This window comes from Corynebacterium liangguodongii (assembly GCF_003070865.1).
In the GTDB taxonomy this organism is placed as follows: Bacteria; Actinomycetota; Actinomycetes; order Mycobacteriales; family Mycobacteriaceae; genus Corynebacterium; species Corynebacterium liangguodongii.
The window spans coordinates 1,133,648-1,153,091 of sequence record NZ_CP026948.1 but is presented as its reverse complement, the minus strand read 5'-3'; the positions used below and the strand labels follow the sequence as shown (position 1 = coordinate 1,153,091).

20 protein-coding genes are annotated in these 19,444 nt (G+C 67.6%); 16 read left to right on the top strand and 4 right to left on the bottom strand.

Features of this window, described 5'->3' with window-relative positions:
- Window positions 1–3: 3 nt before the first annotated feature.
- The 5 genes from C3E79_RS05510 (at window position 4) to C3E79_RS05490 (ending at window position 5,936) form a co-directional block, all read left to right on the top strand.
- Window positions 4–927, top strand: coding sequence for a helix-turn-helix transcriptional regulator (locus tag C3E79_RS05510; protein WP_108404010.1), 924 nt, complete (start codon window positions 4–6; stop codon window positions 925–927).
- Window positions 917–1,855, top strand: a complete 939-nt coding sequence (locus C3E79_RS05505) for a helix-turn-helix transcriptional regulator (protein WP_108404009.1) — start codon at window positions 917–919, stop codon at window positions 1,853–1,855. The genes C3E79_RS05510 and C3E79_RS05505 overlap by 11 nt, the downstream gene beginning before the upstream one ends.
- Before the next feature lie 35 nt (window positions 1,856–1,890).
- Window positions 1,891–2,187 carry a Sec-independent protein translocase subunit TatA gene (tatA, locus tag C3E79_RS05500; protein ID WP_108404008.1) on the top strand — a complete coding sequence of 99 codons (297 nt, stop codon included), beginning with the start codon at window positions 1,891–1,893 and terminating at the stop codon, window positions 2,185–2,187.
- A 72-nt stretch (window positions 2,188–2,259) separates the two neighbouring features.
- Window positions 2,260–3,174 (top strand): twin-arginine translocase subunit TatC, encoded by a 915-nt coding sequence (tatC, locus tag C3E79_RS05495; RefSeq protein ID WP_108405075.1) that lies wholly within the window; start codon window positions 2,260–2,262, stop codon window positions 3,172–3,174.
- A gap of 5 nt (window positions 3,175–3,179) precedes the next feature.
- The gene (locus C3E79_RS05490) at window positions 3,180–5,936 is read left to right on the top strand and encodes a DEAD/DEAH box helicase (RefSeq protein WP_108404007.1); all 2,757 of its coding nucleotides are present in this window, start codon (window positions 3,180–3,182) and stop codon (window positions 5,934–5,936) included.
- Here C3E79_RS05490 and C3E79_RS05485 read toward each other — a convergent pair.
- The gene (locus C3E79_RS05485) at window positions 5,933–6,487 is read right to left on the bottom strand and encodes a trypsin-like peptidase domain-containing protein (protein WP_108404006.1); all 555 of its coding nucleotides are present in this window, start codon (window positions 6,485–6,487) and stop codon (window positions 5,933–5,935) included. The genes C3E79_RS05490 and C3E79_RS05485 overlap by 4 nt on opposite strands.
- A gap of 24 nt (window positions 6,488–6,511) precedes the next feature.
- On the opposite strand from C3E79_RS05485, the gene C3E79_RS05480 reads away from it, so the two are divergent.
- Genes C3E79_RS05480 through C3E79_RS05455 form a run of 6 tightly spaced genes read left to right on the top strand, consistent with a single transcriptional unit; the run spans window position 6,512 to window position 11,788 of the window.
- Complete coding sequence (locus tag C3E79_RS05480; RefSeq protein WP_108404005.1) at window positions 6,512–7,588, top strand: M24 family metallopeptidase; 1,077 nt, start codon at window positions 6,512–6,514, stop codon at window positions 7,586–7,588.
- Window positions 7,585–8,046, top strand: coding sequence for a hypothetical protein (locus tag C3E79_RS05475; protein WP_108404004.1), 462 nt, complete (start codon window positions 7,585–7,587; stop codon window positions 8,044–8,046). Before C3E79_RS05480 ends, C3E79_RS05475 begins: the two co-directional genes overlap by 4 nt.
- Window positions 8,043–8,759 (top strand): SDR family oxidoreductase, encoded by a 717-nt coding sequence (locus C3E79_RS05470; RefSeq protein WP_108404003.1) that lies wholly within the window; start codon window positions 8,043–8,045, stop codon window positions 8,757–8,759. The genes C3E79_RS05475 and C3E79_RS05470 overlap by 4 nt, the downstream gene beginning before the upstream one ends.
- Before the next feature lie 28 nt (window positions 8,760–8,787).
- Window positions 8,788–9,303, top strand: a complete 516-nt coding sequence (locus tag C3E79_RS05465) for an FxsA family protein (protein WP_108404002.1) — start codon at window positions 8,788–8,790, stop codon at window positions 9,301–9,303.
- Window positions 9,300–10,799 (top strand): apolipoprotein N-acyltransferase, encoded by a 1,500-nt coding sequence (lnt, locus tag C3E79_RS05460; RefSeq protein ID WP_108404001.1) that lies wholly within the window; start codon window positions 9,300–9,302, stop codon window positions 10,797–10,799. Before C3E79_RS05465 ends, lnt begins: the two co-directional genes overlap by 4 nt.
- Before the next feature lie 2 nt (window positions 10,800–10,801).
- Entirely contained in the window at window positions 10,802–11,788 is a 987-nt protein-coding gene (locus C3E79_RS05455) for a polyprenol monophosphomannose synthase (protein ID WP_268876067.1), read from the top strand.
- Here C3E79_RS05455 and C3E79_RS05450 read toward each other — a convergent pair.
- On the bottom strand, window positions 11,785–12,168 hold the full coding sequence (locus C3E79_RS05450) for an RNA polymerase-binding protein RbpA (RefSeq protein WP_108404000.1): 384 nt from the start codon (window positions 12,166–12,168) through the stop codon (window positions 11,785–11,787). The genes C3E79_RS05455 and C3E79_RS05450 overlap by 4 nt on opposite strands.
- 98 nt (window positions 12,169–12,266) lie before the next feature.
- On the opposite strand from C3E79_RS05450, the gene C3E79_RS05445 reads away from it, so the two are divergent.
- The gene (locus tag C3E79_RS05445; protein WP_108403999.1) at window positions 12,267–12,605 is read left to right on the top strand and encodes a hypothetical protein; all 339 of its coding nucleotides are present in this window, start codon (window positions 12,267–12,269) and stop codon (window positions 12,603–12,605) included.
- Between the two features lie 5 nt (window positions 12,606–12,610).
- Window positions 12,611–13,309: a YceI family protein gene (locus C3E79_RS05440; protein ID WP_108405073.1), complete on the top strand. Its 699-nt coding sequence runs from the start codon at window positions 12,611–12,613 to the stop codon at window positions 13,307–13,309.
- Window positions 13,310–13,372: 63 nt separating this feature from the next.
- Here the strand turns inward: C3E79_RS05440 and C3E79_RS05435 are convergent, their stop codons facing one another.
- A complete protein-coding gene (locus C3E79_RS05435) occupies window positions 13,373–14,641 on the bottom strand; it encodes an SAM-dependent methyltransferase (RefSeq protein ID WP_235840562.1) in 1,269 nt (422 codons plus the stop codon).
- 130 nt (window positions 14,642–14,771) lie between these two features.
- On the opposite strand from C3E79_RS05435, the gene C3E79_RS05430 reads away from it, so the two are divergent.
- On the top strand, window positions 14,772–16,169 hold the full coding sequence (locus C3E79_RS05430) for an NAD(P)/FAD-dependent oxidoreductase (protein ID WP_108405072.1): 1,398 nt from the start codon (window positions 14,772–14,774) through the stop codon (window positions 16,167–16,169).
- A gap of 156 nt (window positions 16,170–16,325) precedes the next feature.
- Window positions 16,326–17,405: a magnesium and cobalt transport protein CorA gene (locus C3E79_RS05425; protein ID WP_108403997.1), complete on the top strand. Its 1,080-nt coding sequence runs from the start codon at window positions 16,326–16,328 to the stop codon at window positions 17,403–17,405.
- Here C3E79_RS05425 and C3E79_RS05420 read toward each other — a convergent pair.
- Window positions 17,402–17,851, bottom strand: a complete 450-nt coding sequence (locus tag C3E79_RS05420; RefSeq protein WP_108403996.1) for a PaaI family thioesterase — start codon at window positions 17,849–17,851, stop codon at window positions 17,402–17,404. The genes C3E79_RS05425 and C3E79_RS05420 overlap by 4 nt on opposite strands.
- A 100-nt stretch (window positions 17,852–17,951) precedes the next feature.
- On the opposite strand from C3E79_RS05420, the gene gndA reads away from it, so the two are divergent.
- The gene (gene gndA / locus C3E79_RS05415) at window positions 17,952–19,412 is read left to right on the top strand and encodes an NADP-dependent phosphogluconate dehydrogenase (RefSeq protein ID WP_108403995.1); all 1,461 of its coding nucleotides are present in this window, start codon (window positions 17,952–17,954) and stop codon (window positions 19,410–19,412) included.
- The last annotated feature ends 32 nt before the right edge of the window (window positions 19,413–19,444 follow it).

Below are 19,444 nucleotides of genomic sequence, written 5' to 3'. Positions count from 1 at the left end.
GCAATGGCGGAAGATAGCGCGGTCAACCAGCGCCTCACCAACCTCACCTTCGCTCTGCTCGGCTCCCCGCGCCCGCGCGACTACGACTGGGTGGGCTCACACGTCGAGGGCTACGAGGGCCGCACGGGGCCGACCCTGGCCCGCCAGCTCAGCCGCGATATTCTCACGGTGCGCCGCGCCGGCGTTCCCGCCCGCATGGAAAACGGTCTGGTGTGGGTGGACAAGGACGCCTACGAGCTGCCCGCCATCGAGCTCACGGACGCCGAGGCCACCGTGCTGGGCCTCGCCGGCGACCTCGGCAGCCAAGGCAGCCTCGGCGCGTTCGCCCGCTCGGGCTGGACCAAGCTCGCCGCCTCCGGCGCCACGCGCACCTTCGATAGCCCCTCCCTCGACGCGCTCGATAACGACGTGGTGCGCCTGGACGCGCAAACGGTCAAAAACGTCACCGCCTGCGTGCGGGGAAACCGCCGCATGGTCTTCGACTACCTGCCCGCGCCCCTGGCCGAACCGCAGCGCCGGGTGATGGACCCGTGGGGGATCGTCGCGGTGCGCGGGCGCGCCTACGTCGTCGGGTGGGACGTCGAGCGCGGCGCGGAGAGGGCGTTTCGTGCCACCCGGATCAGCAACGTCCGGGCCTCGCGCGAGCCGGACTTCACCCCTCCGACCAGGCCGCTGCGTCAGGTCGTCGACGACGTGGTGCGCGGCCCCGTCGTCGACGCGGTTGTCTCCATCCCCCCGGGCCGTGGCGCCGAGCTCGAGGCCAGGGGAACCCGCGACGGGGCCTCTATCACCTTCGAGGGCGTCGAGCGCGATTGGCTCGTGCGCACGTGCGTCGGCCTCGCCCCCGACGTGGAGGGCATCGAGCCCGCGGACGTGCGCGCCGACGTGATCGCGCTGCTCGAGAAAGGCGCAGAGGATGACCGATAGCCCAGAAAAGCTCGCGGGCCTTGTGCGCTCGCTCAACCTCATCCCGTACCTCCACAGCCACCCCGGCGCGACCCCGATGGAAATCGCCCGCGACCTGGGGTATTCGCACGAGGAGGTGATGGCTGACCTCACCCGGCTCACGCTCTCGGGCGTCGGCAGCGGCCCTGGCGAGCTCATCGATCTCGTCGCGAGTTGGACGGGCATTACGCTTATCGACGACCAAGGGCTCAACAAACCCCTGCGCCTGACCCCCACGGAGGCCAACGCGCTCCTGCTCACCCTGGAATCGCTGGAGAACATGCCCGGCCTCGTCGACCCCGCGGCGGTGGCCTCCGCGGCGGCCAAGATCCGCGCCGTCTCGCGCGGCCGCGGCGTCGACGGGGACTTCGACGCCGATGCACAGGCCTGGCCCGTCGCCGCGACCGTGGCAGAGGCGATCCGGCAAAGCAGGCAGCTCGAGCTGGACTACTACTCGGCGTCCTCCGACTCCACCTCTGTGCGCACGGTCTCCCCGGCCTCGCTCTTTCACCGCGACGGCCAGACCTACCTGCGGGCCTTCGAGCCGGGGGCGGCCGAGCCAAAGAGCTTCCGCCTCGATCGCATTAGGGCCGCCAGGCTCACCCCCGACGAAGCCGACATCCCCGCGGGAGCACCCGGCTTTGACGGCTCGGACCCCTTCGGATTTTCCGACCGAGCCCGCGCGCGCCTCCTCGTGCGCCGGGAGGCAACATGGCTCGCCGAGTACTGGGAGATCGACCTCGCCGAGGTGAAGGGGGAGTGGGTGGAGGCCACCATGCCCTATGGATCCGCGGATTGGCTTGTGCGCTTCTGCCTCGCCCAGGCGGACCGCGTTCGGCTCACCTCACCCGCGGGGCTGGCGGGCGAGGTGCGTCGCCGTGCGAGCGCCGGGCTGGCGGGGCTAAGATGACCCTCACATACTGCTCTCGGCACGAAAGGAACCCCATGACTTTCCCTTCTGGGACGGAATTCCTCATCATCCTGGCCATCATTTTGCTGCTCTTTGGCGCGAACAAGCTGCCGGATCTGGCCCGCTCGGTGGGGCGCTCCGCGCGCATCTTCAAGAGCGAGGTCAAGGAGCTGCACAACGACGGCGAGCCCCAGCAGGCCCCGGAGGCCCCGGAGACGCAGTCGGTGCGCACGGAGCCTGCCCAGCCTGCACAGCCGGTGCAGCCGGTGCAGCCGGCCGCGCAGGATTCCTTCTGGGATCGCCCCGAAAACCAGCCCCGCCCCCAGAACTAGCGGGTCGTGACTCGCGCTGATGTGCGGCGGTGCCTCGGGCGCGCCAAGAAGCCGAAGAACCCCACCGGGGAGATGAGCCTCGTGGAGCACCTCAAGGAGCTCCGCCGCCGGGTCATCGTCTCGCTTGTGGCTATCGTCGTGGGCACCGTCGTCGGGTTCGTCTGGTATCAGCAGGCCCCACCCGGCCTGATGCCGCTGGGGGAGATCATCCGCGGTCCCTATTGCAACCTCCCCGACCACGTGCGCGCCGACTTCACCGGCGATGGGCAGTGTCGGCTCTTGGCCACCTCTCCGTTCGAGATGTTCATGCTGCGCCTGAAGGTCGGCGCTCTCGCCGGGATGGTGCTCTCCTCGCCGGTCTGGCTGACCCAGATCTGGGGCTTTATCACCCCCGGGCTGCTGCGCCACGAGAAGCGATACACCGCCACCTTCGTCACCCTGGCGGTGGTCCTCTTCGTGCTCGGCGCCGCGCTGGCATACGTCGTCTTGGACAAGGGCCTCTACGTGCTCATGTCCATCGGCTCTGAATTCCAGGTCGCGGCTCTCACCGGCCGGGAATACTACAACTTCCTGCTCTCCCTCCTCGTCATCTTCGGGGTGAGCTTTGAAGTCCCCCTCATCATCGTCATGCTCAACGTGGCGGGCCTGCTGCACTACGACCACGTCAAGAACAAGCGCCGCTACATCATCGTCGCGCTGTTCATCTTCGCCGCCATCATGACGCCAGGCCAGGATCCCTTCTCCATGCTGGCGTTGGCGCTTGCGATGTCGCTGCTCGTGGAGTTGGCGTTTCAATTCGCCCGCATAAACGACAGGAGGGCCGGGCGTAGGCGCCCCGAGTGGATGGACCTTGATGATGACTCCGCCTCCAGCCTCATAGAGCAACCGGGCTCGATTAACCGGCCGGCCCCCGTCGAGCCGCCGGCCCCGGTGGCCCCGCCTGCCGGTACCGATCGCGGCTCGGAGCGCTTCAGCGACGTACTCTAGGGTGCATGCAGGCGAGACACCTAGGCACCTTCCGTCAATCCAAGGGATTCCCCCTCGACGATTTCCAGGTCCAGGCCTGCGAGGCCTTAGAAGCCGGCCGCGGCGTGCTTGTGTGCGCGCCCACCGGCTCCGGCAAGACGGTGGTGGGGGAGTTCGCCGTCTCCCTGGCTCTCTCCCGCGGCACGAAGTGCTTCTATACGACGCCCATTAAGGCCCTGAGCAACCAGAAGTACCACGACTTCGTCGACGCCTACGGCGCCGATGCGGTCGGGCTGCTCACCGGGGACACGAGCATCAACGCCTCCGCGGAGGTCGTCGTGATGACGACCGAGGTGCTGCGCAACATGATCTACGCCGAATCCCCCCAGCTCGACAGGCTCTCGCACGTGGTCATGGATGAGATCCACTACCTCGCAGACCGCGACCGCGGCGTGGTGTGGGAAGAGGTGATCTTAAACCTCGACGACTCCGTCGACATCGTGGGCCTCTCCGCCACGGTGTCGAACTCGGAGGAGTTCGGCCAGTGGCTCTCCACCGTGCGCGGGGATACGGCCGTGATCGTCTCCGAACACCGCCCCGTCCCCCTGAGCCAGTACATGATGGTCGGGCGCAAGATCTTCCCGCTGTTCGAGCCGGGGGAGGAATCCCGGGTCAACCGCGACCTCGACGACGCCATCGAACGGATCGAAGGGGGCTCTCGCGACGAGGGGCGGGGCGACTTCGAGGCGGGGAAGGGGTTCCGTTCGCGCGCGGGGGGCCGGCGCCCCTCCCGCGACCGCGGCGCATCGCGCATCCGTCCCGTTGGCCGCCCCGAGGTCGTCTCCGCCCTGCAGGCCAGGGACATGCTGCCCGCGATCGTGTTCATTTTCTCCCGCGCGGGATGCGATGGAGCGCTGTTCCAATGCCTGCGCACACGCAAGGAGCTCACCACCGCCGATGAGCAGCAACGCATCGCCGAGATCGCAGACCGCGGCGTCGAGGGGATCCCGGAGGAAGACCTCGATGTGTTGAACTACCGGCAGCTGCGCACGGCGTGGATGAGGGGATTCGCCGCGCACCACGCGGGCCTGCTGCCGGCGTTTAAGCACATCGTCGAGGAGCTCTTCGTCGCCGGCCTGGTCAAGGTCGTCTTCGCTACCGAGACGCTCGCGCTGGGTATCAACATGCCGGCCCGCACGGTCGTTTTGGAGAAGCTGGTGAAGTTCAATGGCGAGGCGCACGTAGACCTCACCCCGGGCCAATACACACAGCTCACGGGCCGCGCGGGGCGACGAGGCATCGACCACATCGGCAACGCGGTGGTGCAGTGGGCCCCGGCGATGGACCCGCGGGAGGTCGCCGGCCTGGCCTCGACGCGCACCTACCCGCTCGTCTCCCCGTTCGCGCCGGGCTACAACATGGCGATCAACATGCTCAAGATGAATGGCTTCGACGACTCGATCCGCCTCGTCGAGAAGTCTTTCGCGCAGTTCCAAGCGGACCGCTCCGTCGTCGGCGAGGTGCGCGAGATCGAGCGCGTGGGCGCGCGGGTAGCCCAGCTCCGGGAGCAGCTCGAGCGCGACGTCTCGGCCTTTGCGCCGCCGTCACCTGACCCGGCCGCCGCGCTCGTCGAATACCTTGAGCTGCGCAGGGAGCTGACCGAGGAAGAGAAAAAGGCCCACGCGCGCTCACTTGCGCAGCGCCACGCGGAAACCGAGACCCTGCTGGGGCGCCTCCAGGTCGGCGAGGTCATCGCCCTGCCGGGGAAGAAGAAGCCCGAGCTCGCCGCGGTGGTCCAGCCCGCCGGGAAGAAGCAGGACCCCCGCCCGTGGGTGACCACGGAGCGCGGGTGGTCCGGGCGGATCGACGCCGCGGCGTTTCGCAACCCACCGGTCGTCGTCGGGCGGATCAAGATCCCCCGCCACATGACCGACCACCCGCGCAAGCACGCCCGCAAGGTCGTGGACATGCTCCATCGCGGTTCGTTTCACGCCCCGCGCAAGCTCAAGGAGAAGGCGCGGGTGCGGGCGTCGAGAAGCGTCGTTGCCCTGCGCGAGGCGATTCGCGAGCACCCCGTGCATGCATGGCCGGCCGCGCAGCGCGAGGTTCTCGCTCGCGTCGGCGAGGAGGTCGTGCGCCAGGAGCGCAAGCTCGACAGGCTCAAAGCCGCGGTGGATTCCTCCACGGATTCGTTGGGCCGCACCTTCGAGCGCATCATCGGCCTGCTCGCCGAGATGGATTACGTCGAATGGGAGGCGGGGCAGTGGCGCGTCACGGAGGAGGGTGAGCGCCTCGCGCAAATCCACAGCGCCTCCGACCTGCTTGTCGCGCAGTGCCTCAAGCGCGGAGTCTGGGACGGGCTCGACCCCGCCGAGCTCGCCGGGGTGGCCGCGATGTGTGTGTTTGAAAACCGCAAGGAGACCGGCGGGGCGCCGGAGGCCGCGACGGAGGCGATGGCGACGGCGATGAGCGCCACGCAGCGCATCTACGGCGAGCTCGTCTCCGACGAGGAGCGCCACCAGCTGCCCGTTACGCGACTGCCGGAGGCCGGGTTTAGCCTGTCCATCCACCAGTGGACGGCGGGGGCGCCGCTGGGCTACTGCCTCGCGGCGGCCGCGTCCTCGGGCGCGGAGCTCACTCCGGGCGACTTCGTGCGCTGGTGCCGTCAGGTCATCGACCTGCTCGAACAGGTGGCCAAGACCGGCTACACAGACGAGATCCGGCACTGCGCTCGCCGCGCCATCGACTCGATCCGGCGCGGCGTGGTAGCCATCGGCAGCTAGTGTTGCTCCACCGCGGCCTTGACGCCCTCGCCAAGCAGGGACACGGTGGCCACCCCGAGGTTGATGCCGAGGGGATCGAGGATGAGGGATTGGACGGCGAAGATCGACCCGCCCGCAAGCACGGGCCCGCCGGAGTCGCCCTTGACGGCGGGGGTGGTGTTGAGCACGACCCCCGCCGGGCTCACCCGGGTGGTAAAGCCGCGGGAAAAGGCCACCGGCAATCCCGTGAGGTAGCGGCCCTGGCGCGCCTCCGGGCTCATGCACCGCCCGCCGTAGCCGAAGGTAACGGTGCCGCTCAGCCTCGCGGGGGCGGGACCCAGGGTGGGGAAGTCCGCGGATTCGATCGGCGCGATGTCGACGAGCGCGATGTCCGTGCCAGCGATCGTGTCGACGTCTTTCACCCTGCGCCGCGAGCCCGCCGCGTAGACGTTGACCACGCCCCGCGCGTTGCGGAAGAAGTGGGCGCAGGTGAGCACGGTCCTGCTGTTGAGCAGGGTGCCGGAGCAATACCCCGAGTGTGAGGCGATCCTGGCAACGTGGTGTATCCGCACGCCCCGCGAGTGTAGCGTGGTGCCGTGACTGATTTCGACTATTCCGCACGCTTGTCCCGCGCCCAAGAGCTCGTCGCCGGCGCCCGCCTCGCCGGGTTGGTCATCGGCACCGGCTCGCAGATGCGCTACCTCACCGGTCTCGAGCTGGATTCCCACGAGCGGCTCTCGGCGCTCGTCGTTCCGCCGGCGGGGCCGGTCCGGCTGGTCGGGCCGAAGACCGATGTCGGAGCGCTCGAGCTCGGAGGCATCGAGCTGGCCGCCTGGTCGGACGGCGAGGACCCCTACGCGTTGTGCGGCGAGGCCCTCGGCGAGGGAGCGATCGGGGTGGGCACCGCGCTGACAGCCGACCACGTGCTGCGCCTCCAGGCGCTCGGCCACGACACGGTCCTCGCCGAGGAGGTCTTGGCGGAGCTGTTCATGGTCAAGGAGCCCGCGGAGCTCGACGAGTTGCGCGCCGCCGCCGAGGCCATCGACCGTGTCCACTCCCGCGTGCCCGGGCTCTTGCGCGCCGGCCGGACCGAAGAGGACATCGCCCGTGACCTCGAGCAGCTCATCCTCGCCGAGCACGCCGAGGTCGACTTCGTCATCGTCGGCTCGGGGCCGAACGGCGCGAACCCGCACCACAGCCATTCGGCGCGGGCGCTCGCCGAAGGCGAAGTCGTCGTCGTCGATATCGGCGGGGTGCTCGAATCCGGCTACCGCTCCGATTGCACCCGCACCTACACCGTGGGCACCCCGGCCGATCCCGAGGTCGAGCGCGCCTACGGTGTGCTCGCGCGCGCCCACGCCGCCGCCGTCGCCGCGGTGCGCCCGGGAGTGGCGGCCCAGGATATCGACGCGGCGGCCCGCGAGGTCATCGAGGCCGCAGGCTACGGGGAGTACTTCTTCCACCGCACCGGCCACGGCATCGGGCTCGAGGGCCACGAGGCGCCCTACATCATCGCGGGCAACGACACACCGCTGCGCGAGGGCATGGCGTTTTCCATCGAGCCCGGCATCTACCTCCCGGGCCGGTGGGGGATGCGCCTCGAGGACATCGTCACCGTCACCGAGGGCGGGTGCGAGCCGCTCAACAACGGCCCGCGAGAGCTCGGGCAGTGAACCTCCGCCATTACCGCATCCGGCCGGGCATCGCGCTTGTGCCGATAATCGTCCTCCCGCTGTGGATCCTTCTCGGCCGACCGCTCCTCGGCGTCGTCGGCTGGTACTGGCTATTTTTCCTTTTTTACTTCAGCTGGATAGTACTCGGCGCCCAGCTGCTCCTGTGGCTCGTTATGGTGCGTGAGCAGGACTCAGACGGAAAGAGGCGTCTGCGGTGGCAGGACTCGGTGGCACTCAGCGCCCACCTCGTCCTTGTCTACCTCGCCTCTGTGTTCACCCCTGATGACTCCGGCGATGAAAGCGTCGATCTGTCGGTCTTCTCTACACTCCTAGGAATGGACGACGAATCGATATACCTCGCGTGGTTCGGTCTCGCGTGCGCCGTGGCCGCGATTGCCGCCTACGCGGCAGCGCTCTTCATCGCGCTCGCCGGCCGGATCCGCAGGAGGCAGCGATGAGCGCTCTGTTGCTCCTCGGCGCCACCAGCGACATCGGCGGGGAAGTGGCGCTGCGGCTGTGCCGCGGGCGAGATGTCGTGCTCGCGGGGAGGGACCGGCGAGGCGCGCGGGGCATCGAGACGCAGCTGGCCGAAGCCGGCGCTTTGAGCGTCCGATTCGTTAATTTCGAAGCCACGGACCTCGACTCGCACCGCGCGCTCATCAGCGAAGTTGGGGAGATCACGACAGCGATCGTCGCCTTCGGCATCCTCGGCGACCAGCAGCTCGCCGAGCGCGATGAAAAAGAGGCCGCCAGAATCGCCACCGTGGACTACCTCGCGCAGGTTAGCGTTCTCACCGTTCTTGCCGACGTCATGAAGCGCGGCGAGATTTTCGCCTTTTCCTCCATCGCCGGTTGGCGCGCTCGCCGCGCCAACTACGTCTACGGCTCCACCAAGGCGGGGCTCGACGCCTTTTGCCAGGGGCTCGCGGACCGCCTCCACGGCACAGACCTGCGCCTTATTACCGCCCGGCCAGGCTTCGTCATCGGTTCGATGACCGAGGGGATGTCTCCCGCGCCCATGTCGGTGACCCCGGCCGAGGTCGCCGACGCCGTCGTCGCCGCGGCCGGCACGAAGGGCAGCCGCACGGTGTGGATCCCGCGGCGCCTGGCGCTGCTGGCGGCGATCATGCGGTTCGTGCCGCGCCCGATCTGGCGGCACATGCCGCGCTAGGCCCCGGCCGAAAGGTAGGGTTGGCCGCATGCGCCTGATCTTGTTCGCCTATTTCCTCGTCGAAGTCCTCGCGTTCATCGGCGTGGCCCACTTCATCGGCATCGGCTGGGCGTTCCTCGCGGTGTTTGCGCTCATGCTGCTCGGCGGCCTCGCCGCGAACGTGGCGCTGCGCAACTCCCTGCGCGCCGCCGCGGAGGGCCGCTCCAGCCTGACCGCGCTCGCTGGCGATTCCGCGATCCTCGTTGCCGGGTGGGTGCTCACCATCATCCCGGGGTTCGTCTCCTCGCTCGTCGGCTTGTTCATGGTCTTCGGGCCGACCCGGGCGCTGCTGCGCCGCGGTCTGACGGCTCGGGCGCGCCGAGCGGTGGAGGATTTCGGTGTGCGCGCGTATGCGGCCTCGCCGATCTCGCGCGTGCGGACATCTTACGGAACCTTCACCACGGATCCTTCCCCGCGGGCTGAGACCATCGACGCCGACGAGCTCGAGCGGCTCTTCCGCATGGACGCCGTCGACCCTGACGATAAAGACGGGCCGAAGCCGTGAGCACACTTGCCAGGCTCGCGCTCGCGGCGCTGGGCGGCGTCGCGGTCTATTTCTCTTACGAGCCGCACGGGCTGTGGCCGCTGGCAATCATCGGGGTCGCGGGTTTCTCCCTGGCGCTCGCCCCGTGGCGGGGCGCTGGCCCCTCGGCTGCCTTGGGTGCGTTGATCGCCTTCGTCCACGCCCTGGGCACGTTCCTGCTTCTCCTGCCGTGGGTTGGGGAATTTGTTGGGGCGCTGCCGTATATCGCCCTAGCGGTCTCGCTCGCCGCCTACACCGTGCCCATGGGCATCTTCGGCGCGCTCATCGCCCGCCGACGATACGGCCTGCTCGCCTTTCCCGCGGTCTACCTCGCGGTGGAGTGGGCGCGCTCGTCTTTCCCGTTCGGCGGGTTCCCCTGGGCGCGCCTCGCCTGGGGGCAGATCGACGGCCCTCTCGCCGCCCTCGCGTCGTGGGGCGGGCCGGCGTTGGTCACCTTCGCGACGGTTCTGAGCGGCTGCGGCATAGCTGCGCTCATCGCCTCCCCGCGCCGGATCGCCCTCGGGGCCGCAGCGTTAGTCGCGCCGCTGGGGCTCGGCCTCGCCGCGCAGCTCGGTGTGGACAGGGGCGGGGAGATCGGGCAGGTCACCGCCTCCGCAGTGCAGGGCAACGTCCCGCGCATGGGCCTGGATTTCAACGCCCAGCGCCGCGCGGTGCTGGGCAACCACGTCAACGAGACCTTCGCGTTGGCGGAGTCCGGGGCGAAGCCGGACATCGTCATATGGCCGGAGAATTCCTCCGACGTCAACCCGTTTACGGACCCAGAGGCGGCGGCCCTTATCCGCGCGGCCGTCGAGCGGATCGACGCGCCTGTGCTCGTGGGCACGCTCACGCGTGACGACGTCGGGCAGCGCAACACCATGCACGTCTTCGACCCGGAGACGGGGGCGGGGGACTACCACTACAAGAAATACCTGCAGCCCTTCGGTGAGTACATGCCCATGCGGGATTTCTTCCGCCACTTCTCCGAGCTCGTCGATCTCGCCGGGGACTTCCAGCCTGGCAACGGCCCTGGGGTGGTGTCCATGGGCAAAGCCACGGTCGGCATTGCCACCTGCTACGAGGTCGCGGTGGATAACGCCTACCGGACGTCGATACGCAACGGCGCGACGATCCTGGCCACGCCGACGAACAACGCCACCTTCGGCTTTACGGACATGACCTACCAGCAGCTCGCGATGAGCCGGATGCGGGCGATTGAAACGGATCGCGCCGTCGTGGTCGCCGCGACCTCGGGGGTCTCTGCGATCGTGCGCCCCGACGGCTCGGTCTCGCAGCACACCGGGATCTTTGAGGCGGGGCACCTCACCGAAGAGCTGCCGCTGAAGGACACGGTGACCCCGGCCGTGGTCATCGGGCGCGTCCTCGAGTGGGTTCTCGTAGGCCTGGGCGTTGCCGCCATGGCCGCGGGTATGCTTCAAGGGAGATCTGTTTGGAATAATCAACGCAAGGAGTCTTAGCCGTGGCACACACCGTTTTGGTGATCATGCCGACCTACAACGAAGTGGAAAACCTTCCGCTGATCGTTGATCGCGTCCTCAGCAACAACGAGGTCGACCTGCTCATCGTCGACGATAATTCCCCGGACGGCACCGGGGCGAAGGCCGATGAGCTCGCCGCCGCCCACGAGGGTGTCAGCGTCGTGCACCGCGAGGGCAAGGACGGACTGCTCAACGCCTACCGTGACGGCTTCGCCTGGGCGCTCGAGCGCGACTACGAGGTGATCTGCCAGATGGACGCCGACGGCTCCCACGCCCCGGAGGAGCTCCACCGACTGCTCGAGGAGATCGAGGCCGGCGCGGACCTCGTGATCGGCTCGCGCTACGTCGAGGGCGGTGAGGTCAAGGACTGGCCGCGCGAGCGCTACCTGCTCTCGCGGCTCGGCAACCGCTACATCGCCGCCGTGCTGGGCGACGACATCGCCGATATGACCGCCGGGTACCGCGCGATGCGCCGCAGCGTGCTCGAGGGCCTCGACCTCGATGCGCTCTCGGCAAAGGGCTACATCTTCCAGGCGGACCTGGCGCACCGCGCGCTGAAGGCGGGTTTCGACGTCCGCGAGGTCCCCGTGACCTTCGTCGACCGCACGCTGGGGGAGTCGAAGCTCGATGCGAGCTTCGCCGCCCAGTCTTTGGCGGAGGTCAGCAAGTGGGGCGCCGCCGAGAAGTCGGAGTTCGTGCGGGAGGGAGCTAAGGAATTCTCCCGCTTCGCGCGCAACGAGGTGGACCGCTCCGGCCTCCACTCGCTGCGCTCCGCGATCGATCAGGCCCCAGAGCGCGTCGTGGACATGATGAGCGAGGCCGTAAAGCTTGCCCGCTACGAGCTGCGCCACGCGGGCGTGCACGAGCTGCCGGGCAAGGCCGCCCGCGGGTTCGAGGCGCTCTCCGATATGGTGAGCGAGGCCGTGCGCCTGGCGAAGTACGAGGCCGGGCGCCGCGCGAAGGATTAGGCCTCGCCCTGGGCGGCCTTCGCCTGCTCCTTGGCCAGTCGCGCCGCCGTGCGGCGGCGCTTGCGCAGCTGGTCAAGGCGCTCTTCGAGCAACACGTCGAGCTCCTCGATCGAGCGCCGCTCTCGCAGCATGTCCCAGTGGGTCCGCGGGGGCTTCACCGGCTTGGCCTCCACGCCCTCGCCTTCCATGAGGTTGCCCACCTGGCCGTTTTTGCACATCCACTCTTCGGGGATCTCGGCCTCGTCCGCAAACGGGACCTCGAAGACCTCGCCGTTGGGCGTTTTGTACTTTGCGGTGCGGCGGGGGGCAAGGTCGTGGTCGCGGTCAGTCTCGTAGCTCACCGCACCCATTCGACTTCCGCGCAAAACGCGATCAGCCATACTAGCGTCAATCCCTTCAATCGATTGTCAGTCGCCCCATTATAACGGCCGGGGCGCCTGTACTGTTCCCGCAGCCCGGCGTACTAGCCTGTGTGTCCATGGAGAGGACAGGGTCCGCCGTGTGCGAGTGGTGCGGCGCTGAGCTGCCCGAGCGCCAGGGCAGGGGCCGCAAGAGGAAGTTCTGCAGCTCGTCGTGCAAGCAGCGCGCCTACGAGCAGCGCAACGCCGTTGAGGGCAGCTCGATTCCTGCCGACGCTGTGATCTTGCGCCCCGAGAAGGCATGTGAGCTGCGTGATCGCCTCTTCGAGCTGCGGTGTGCGGCCGAGGATATCGCCACAGCGCACTCCGAGGGGGCACAGGCGGGGGAGATCGCGGGGCTGTGCGAGGAGTTAGTGGCTATGGCGCGGCGCATTGAAAGGCTAAGGTATGAGGGGTGACTAAGATGCCGCAGCTGCCGAAACCAGTCCTCATCGGGGCCATCGTCCTCATCCTCGCCCTCGCGGGCTTGGCGCTGGTACCGCTGGGGTACGCATTGCTCTTCGGCGACCACGGTGTGAGGACGGGCGGGATAGACGCGGCGCACGTCAAGCCGGCCAGCGAGGAGATCGACGGCACGTGGGACGTCTCGCATAGCGTCGGCCCGAACCAGACGGCGGCCGGTTTTACTTTCTTCGAAGTGCTGCCTGCCGAGCGAAAGGTGACCTCGGGCTCGACAGATCAGGTCAAAGGCGAGGTGCAGATCTCTGGCGGATCGGTGACCGCGGGCATGGTCTCGGTGGATATGGCGACGCTAACGACGGATAATGACCGCCGCGACGTCAACGTGAGGCGCTCGATCCTGCATACGGATGCGTACCCGGTGGCCACCTTCACGCTCACGGAGCCTGCGGATGTAAGCCACGTGCCGGCGGACGGTTCGGTCTCCGCGGTGGAGCTCACTGGCGAGCTCACGATCCACGGGAACACCCACGAGATCACCCACGAGTTCGCGGCGGCGCGCAGCGGCAATCGGATCCTGATTTCGGGCGACGTACCGATCCGCCGCGCCGACTACGGGGTGGAAACGCCCGAGCTCGTCGCGGCGAAGATCGCCGATGAGGGCGAAATCAACGTCCGCCTCAATATGGAGAAGGTCCGCTAAATAACGTCACTTTACGTTTTTAGCGCGGCGCACCCTACTGTCCGATAATGTACATTATGTCAACTAGCCTCGGCCGGCGACGAGCGTGAACTGCATGAGGTCCACCATCCCCAACCGCGCCAAAGCCTCGCGCAGCGCCAGCTGCCACCGCCACAGCCTGCGGTAGACCGCGTCGAAGCCGTCCGCGGCCGCGTCGCGCAGGTGCGCATCGAACGCCTGGCGCTGCAGCCGCAGCGAGGCCTCGAGGTGCTGCGGGGCCCGCGACTGTGCGACGATGCGCAACGCCGTTCGCTTCTCGACGACCCTTTCGACCTCCCCGGGACTGGCCAGCGTGAGCCCGGGCCAGATGTAGGCCCGCAGCGACTGCAGCGCATCCTGTGCGGCCACGGTGCACGCCTCGGTGCGCGTCACGGTCTGCACAGCGATGCGCCCGCCGGGCCGCAACGCCGCGCCCAACGCGCCCAGGTACCGCGCCTTGCCCTCGGCCCCGAGGGTCTCGAGCCGCTCGAGCGAGACCACCGCATCGTAGCCCCCCCTGCGCGGCGCCTCCCGCTCGATGTGGACAGCGCCGCTGACACCGGCGTAACCGAGCCTGTCGCGCAACGCGGCCTCGGCGGCATCGCTGCGCACCCAGGAATCGACAACGCACCCGCGCTGCGCCGCCGCGATCGCCACCGCACCGCCCGTCGATGGGTATTCCGCCAGCTGAGTGCCGCGACCGGCAGCACACGCGTTGAGCAACAGCTCCACCGAGCGGCGCTGCGCGTCCGCCAGATCGCCGCCAGCCACGTCAAGAGGCGCGGCGAATTCCGTGAGGTCAACCGCGTGGGCGGCACCCCGGCGCTTGCGCACAACCCGTTCAGTCGTGGGCACCCCGGTGGCGAAATGACCCGCAAAATCGCTCATACCGTCCCCCGAGAAGTGGGCTGCGAGCTGAGGCGGGATCTCCCCGATGCCCTCGTGGGCTCCCGCACTGAGCGAGGGCGTGCGCGGCCGGTAGTCTGCCCGGAGCAGCTTGGCCAGGGCGTCGACAAGCGTCGCGCTATCGCGCGCGGCCCACTCTCCTGCCATGTAGCCCTCGGCGAGGCCGACCCACCCACTCGCGGCGATGCGCCGAAACAGCGCGTCGTGCTCGACGATGAGCTCCGCTCCCCTGGCCGGATCAAGCTCGATGCCTGCCCGTGAGCACGCGGAGGCGAACCGCGCCTCCGCCACGCGCGCACCCACCCGTACGGTAGCGCCCGAAGGCACCGTCGCCACACCGGGCCACGCTCGCGGGTCGATGGCGGCGAGACGAAGCGAATCCTGAGGTATCGGCGGGGTCGGTTCCACGGCGTTTACTCTATCGGGCAGGTGACTTATCATGCGGCAGACATCGCCGACCCGGGCCCGACTCCATGGAAGCGAGGGGCGTAGAATGGGCACCGTCATTGACTTTTCGCTTAGCAAGGAAGGCACACCTATGGCCGACACCGCAATTCGCCCGTCCGGAAACCGCCACCACGTCGTCATCATCGGCGCGGGTTTCGGCGGCATCGCCGCAGCCCGCGAGCTCAAGGGCGCCGACGTCGACATCACCATTATCAACCGCACGAATCACTACCTCTTCGCCCCCCTGCTCTATCAGGTAGCCACCGGCATCCTGTCGACCGGTGAGATCGCCACATCAGTGCGCCAGGTCCTCGTGGGCCAGGACAATGTCAACGTCGTGCGCGGGAATGTCACCGGCATCGACGTCGACGCTCAAACCGTCACCGCCACCGAGGGCGAATTCGCGCGAACCTATGCCTACGACTCCCTTATTGTTGCCGCCGGCGCCGGCCAGTCCTACTTCGGCAACGATCACTTCTCCGAGTTTGCTCCGGGGTTAAAGACGCTGGATAACGCGCTGGAGATCCGCGCCCGCATCATTACCGCCTTCGAGCGCGCCGAGGTCGCCGAAACCGCTGCGGACCGCGACCGCTTACTCACCTTCGTCATCGTCGGCGCGGGCCCCACCGGCGTAGAGCTCGCCGGCCAGATCTCGGAGATGGCCCACCGCTCCTTCACCCAGGAATACTCGAACTTCGTTCCTTCGCAGGCGAAGATTGTTCTTATCGACGGCCTGGACCAGGTCCTGCCGCCCTTCGGCAAGCGCTTGGGCAAGAAGGCGCAGCGCGAACTCGAGCGCAAGGGCGTCACCGTCGTGCTCAACGCCATGGTCGTCGGCGTCGATAAGGACTCCGTAACCTACAAGGACACGAAGACCAACGAGGAGGTCACGGTCCCGGCCGCCACGAAGATCTGGTCCGCCGGCGTCCAGGCCTCCCCGCTGGGCAAGCTTGTCGCCGAGCAGGCCGGTGTCGAGGCCGAGCGCAACGGCAAGGTCCCGGTCAACTCCGACCTCACCGTGGGCGATAGGTCGAACGTCTTCGTCATCGGCGACATGATGAGCCTCAACCGCCTCCCCGGCGTGGCACAGGTGGCAATCCAAAGCGGCGAATACGTCGCCCACGTGATCAAGGAGCAGGTCGAGCACGACATCGTGCCGGAAGACCGCGACGACTTCGAATACTTCGACAAGGGCTCTATGGCCATCGTCTCCCGTTTCAACGCCGTGGTGAAGCTGGGCAAGGTCGAGGTCGCTGGCTTCCTCGGCTGGCTGATGTGGCTCGCTGTCCACGTCTCCTTCCTCTCGGGGACGCGCAACCAGGTCGTCGCCCTGCTTTCCTGGACGCACAACGCCCTGAGCCCGAAGCGCTACAACCTGGCCACCACCCTGGCCCAGATGCACGGCCGCACCGCGCTGAAGAAGCTCGGCGAGCACTCCCGCGAAGGCGGCGACTTCGAGGAAACCCGCGACACCAACGGCGAGAACTAGCCACGCCCACGCATTAAGGCTCGGTCCCCCTCCTCTGACCCCGGGGTGACCGAGTTTTTGCTTTCACGCTGCGGGTGCAGTCCGTGCTAGAGGCCTTTGCGTAGTATTCTCTTCGAGCCCGTACTCACCGACACATCCTCATGGAAGGGGGCCACCATGCCACCACGTTTGCCGCTACCCCTCGCGCGACAGAAGCGTACCGAGCCGCAGCCCCGTAGTCATTCCGGTGTGCCGGTCCCCATCGAGCGCAACGTCGATTTCTGCCGGATCTTCATCGATGGCAAGAAGCTGCCTGGCGACGCACGCATCACCCACGCCCTGCGCCTTGTCGAGGAGAACGACAACGGGTTCGTCTGGCTCTCTCTCAGCGAGCCGGACACGCACCAGATGGAGAAGATCGCCGAGATCTTCGACCTCCACGAGCTCATTGTCGACGACATCGTCGATGCACACCAGCGTCCCAAGATGGAGCGCTACGACGACCAGCTCTTCATGGTTGTTCGCTCCGTGTACTACCGGGACGATGAGGAAGTCGACGACGCCCGCGAGATCATCTCCACCGGCGAGGTACAAGTTGTGCTCGGGCCGAAGTTCGCGCTGACCATCCGGCACAACGCGCCGCTGCCCGACCTCACCCGCCAGCTCGAGGAGGACGAAGAGCTCGCCATCCTGGGCCCTCCCGCCGCCGCATGGAAGGTCTTCGACTACGTCGTCGACAACTACCTGCGCGTCGCCTCCGCACTCGAGCGCGACGTCGACGATCTGGAAAACGAGGTCTTCACCCCGCGCCGCGACATCAACATCGACAAGATCTACATGTATAAGCGCGAGATCTTGGAGATGCGCCACGCCATCGATCCCTTGGTCCCCGCCCTGCGCTCCGGGCTAGTCAACAACAAGGACATCCTGCGCAAGATGCTGCGCTCGTATTTCCGCGACGTCCAGGACAACGCCGCTATCGTCAGCGACCAGGTCTCGGGCTTCGACGAACGGCTCACCTCGCTCCTGCACGCCGCCGAGGCCAAGGTGAGCATGCAGCAAAACAGCGACATGCGCACCATCTCCGCGGTCGTGGGAATGGCCGCCGCGCCGACGATGATCGCGGGGATCTACGGAATGAACTTCACCTACATGCCGGAGCTGGCCTGGCGCTGGGGCTATCCCGCCGTGCTCATCGTCATGGCCACGGTGATGGCCGTGATGTATTGGTGGTTCCGCAAGAACAACTGGCTCTAGCTCCCCACCCGCCGCTCTGCAAGCACCATGAGCCGCAGGTTTGTCGTGGCCACGAGCCTGGCTTCGTGCCACATCTCTACGCGCCACAGGTGGGTCGACCTGCCGACATGTACGGGCAGCGCGACCGCGTCGATGCGGCCAGCGTCCACGCTGCCAAGAAGATCGGTGTTGTTGTTCATCCCCACCACAGTGTGACCGGAAGCAGCTGCCCCTGCGACTGACCCGAGGGTCTCCCCGATCGCACAGTAGAGCCCACCGTTGGCGATGCCGGTGACCTGGTGGTGACGCTCCTCGACGTCGACGTATCCCTCGGCGCGCTCGCCGCTGATAAACGTCAGCGTGATCCCGAGCGTGCGGGCGAGGCCCCGCGTTGATGCGTTGAAGGCAGCCAACTCGGCGTCGTCAAGCGGGCGTTCGAGCTTCTTCCCGCCAAACCTGTGATCCATAACACTCATACGGCCACCATATCCCAACAGTCACGTCCCGCGCGAGATTTTCGGCGTCGCGTGCGCCACCCCCGGCCGTCGACCTTGTAGGATCGCTGCCATGACAACCGGTACCAAACTCGCCCAGATCGGCGTCGTGGGAATGGCCGTGATGGGTTCCAACCTCGCGCGCAACTTCGCATCCAAGGGCCACACCGTGGCCATCTATAACCGCTCTCCGGAAAAAACCCGAGCCGTTATTGAGGCCCACGGACACGAGGGCGACTTCATCGCCTCCGAGACCATCGAAGACTTCGTCGCCTCCCTCGAGCGCCCCCGCAAGGCCATCATCATGGTCCAGGCCGGCCCCGCGACCGACGCGGTAATCAACCAGCTCGTTGATGCGATGGACGAAGGCGACATCATCATCGACGGCGGAAACTCCCTGTTTACAGACACCATCCGCCGCGAAAAGGAAGTCTCCGCCCGCGGTCGCCACTTCGTCGGCGCCGGCATCTCCGGCGGCGAGGAGGGTGCGCTGACCGGCCCGTCGATCATGCCGGGCGGCCCCAAAGAATCGTGGGAGACCCTCGGCCCGCTCCTCGAAGACATCGCGGCAAAGGTCGACGGCACCCCGTGCGTGACGCACATCGGCCCCGACGGCGCCGGCCACTTTGTCAAGATGGTCCACAACGGCATCGAGTACGCCGACATGCAGGTCATCGGCGAGGCCTACCACCTGCTGCGCTACGCCGCGGGCATCGAGCCCGCTCAGCTTGCGGAGATCTTCGCGGAGTGGAACCAGGGCGACCTCGATTCCTACCTCATCGAGATCACCGCCGAGATCCTGCGCCAAGTCGACCGCCGCACTGGCGCTCCGTTTATCGACATCATCGTCGACGCCGCGGGCCAGAAGGGCACCGGCCGCTGGACGGTCAAGGGCGCGCTCGATCTCGGCGTGCCCGTCACCGGCATCGGCGAGGCGGTCTTCGCCCGCGCGCTGTCCTCCGCCCTCGCGCAGCGCGAGGCGGCCCAGCGCATCGGCCTGCCCGCGGGCGAGGTGAGCACGCTCGAGACCCTCGGCGTGGATAAGGCACAGTTCGTCGAGGACGTGCGCCGCGCGCTCTACGCCTCGAAGCTCGTCGCCTACGCGCAGGGTTTCGACGAAATCAACGCGGGCTCGCAGGAATACGGCTGGGGCCTCAAGCCCGGCGACCTCGCCCGGATCTGGCGCGGCGGCTGCATCATCCGCGCGAAGTTCCTCGGGCGCATCACCGAGGCCTACGAAAACGACCCCGACCTCCCCTCGCTGCTGCTTGACCCGTACTTCCGCTCCGAACTCAGTGGCGGGCTGATCGATTCCTGGCGCCGGGTCGTGGTCGTGGCCACGCAGCTCGGCTTGCCCGTCCCCGTCTTCGCCTCCTCGCTGTCCTACTACGATTCCCTGCGCTCCAAGCGGCTGCCGGCCGCGCTCATCCAGGGCCAGCGCGACTTCTTCGGTGCCCACACCTACCGCCGCGTGGACATGGAGGGCACCTTCCACACCGCCTGGTCGGGAGACCGCGAAGAGCTCACCTACTAGGATCGGCCGGGCGCAGGGTAGGCTTAGCCGCA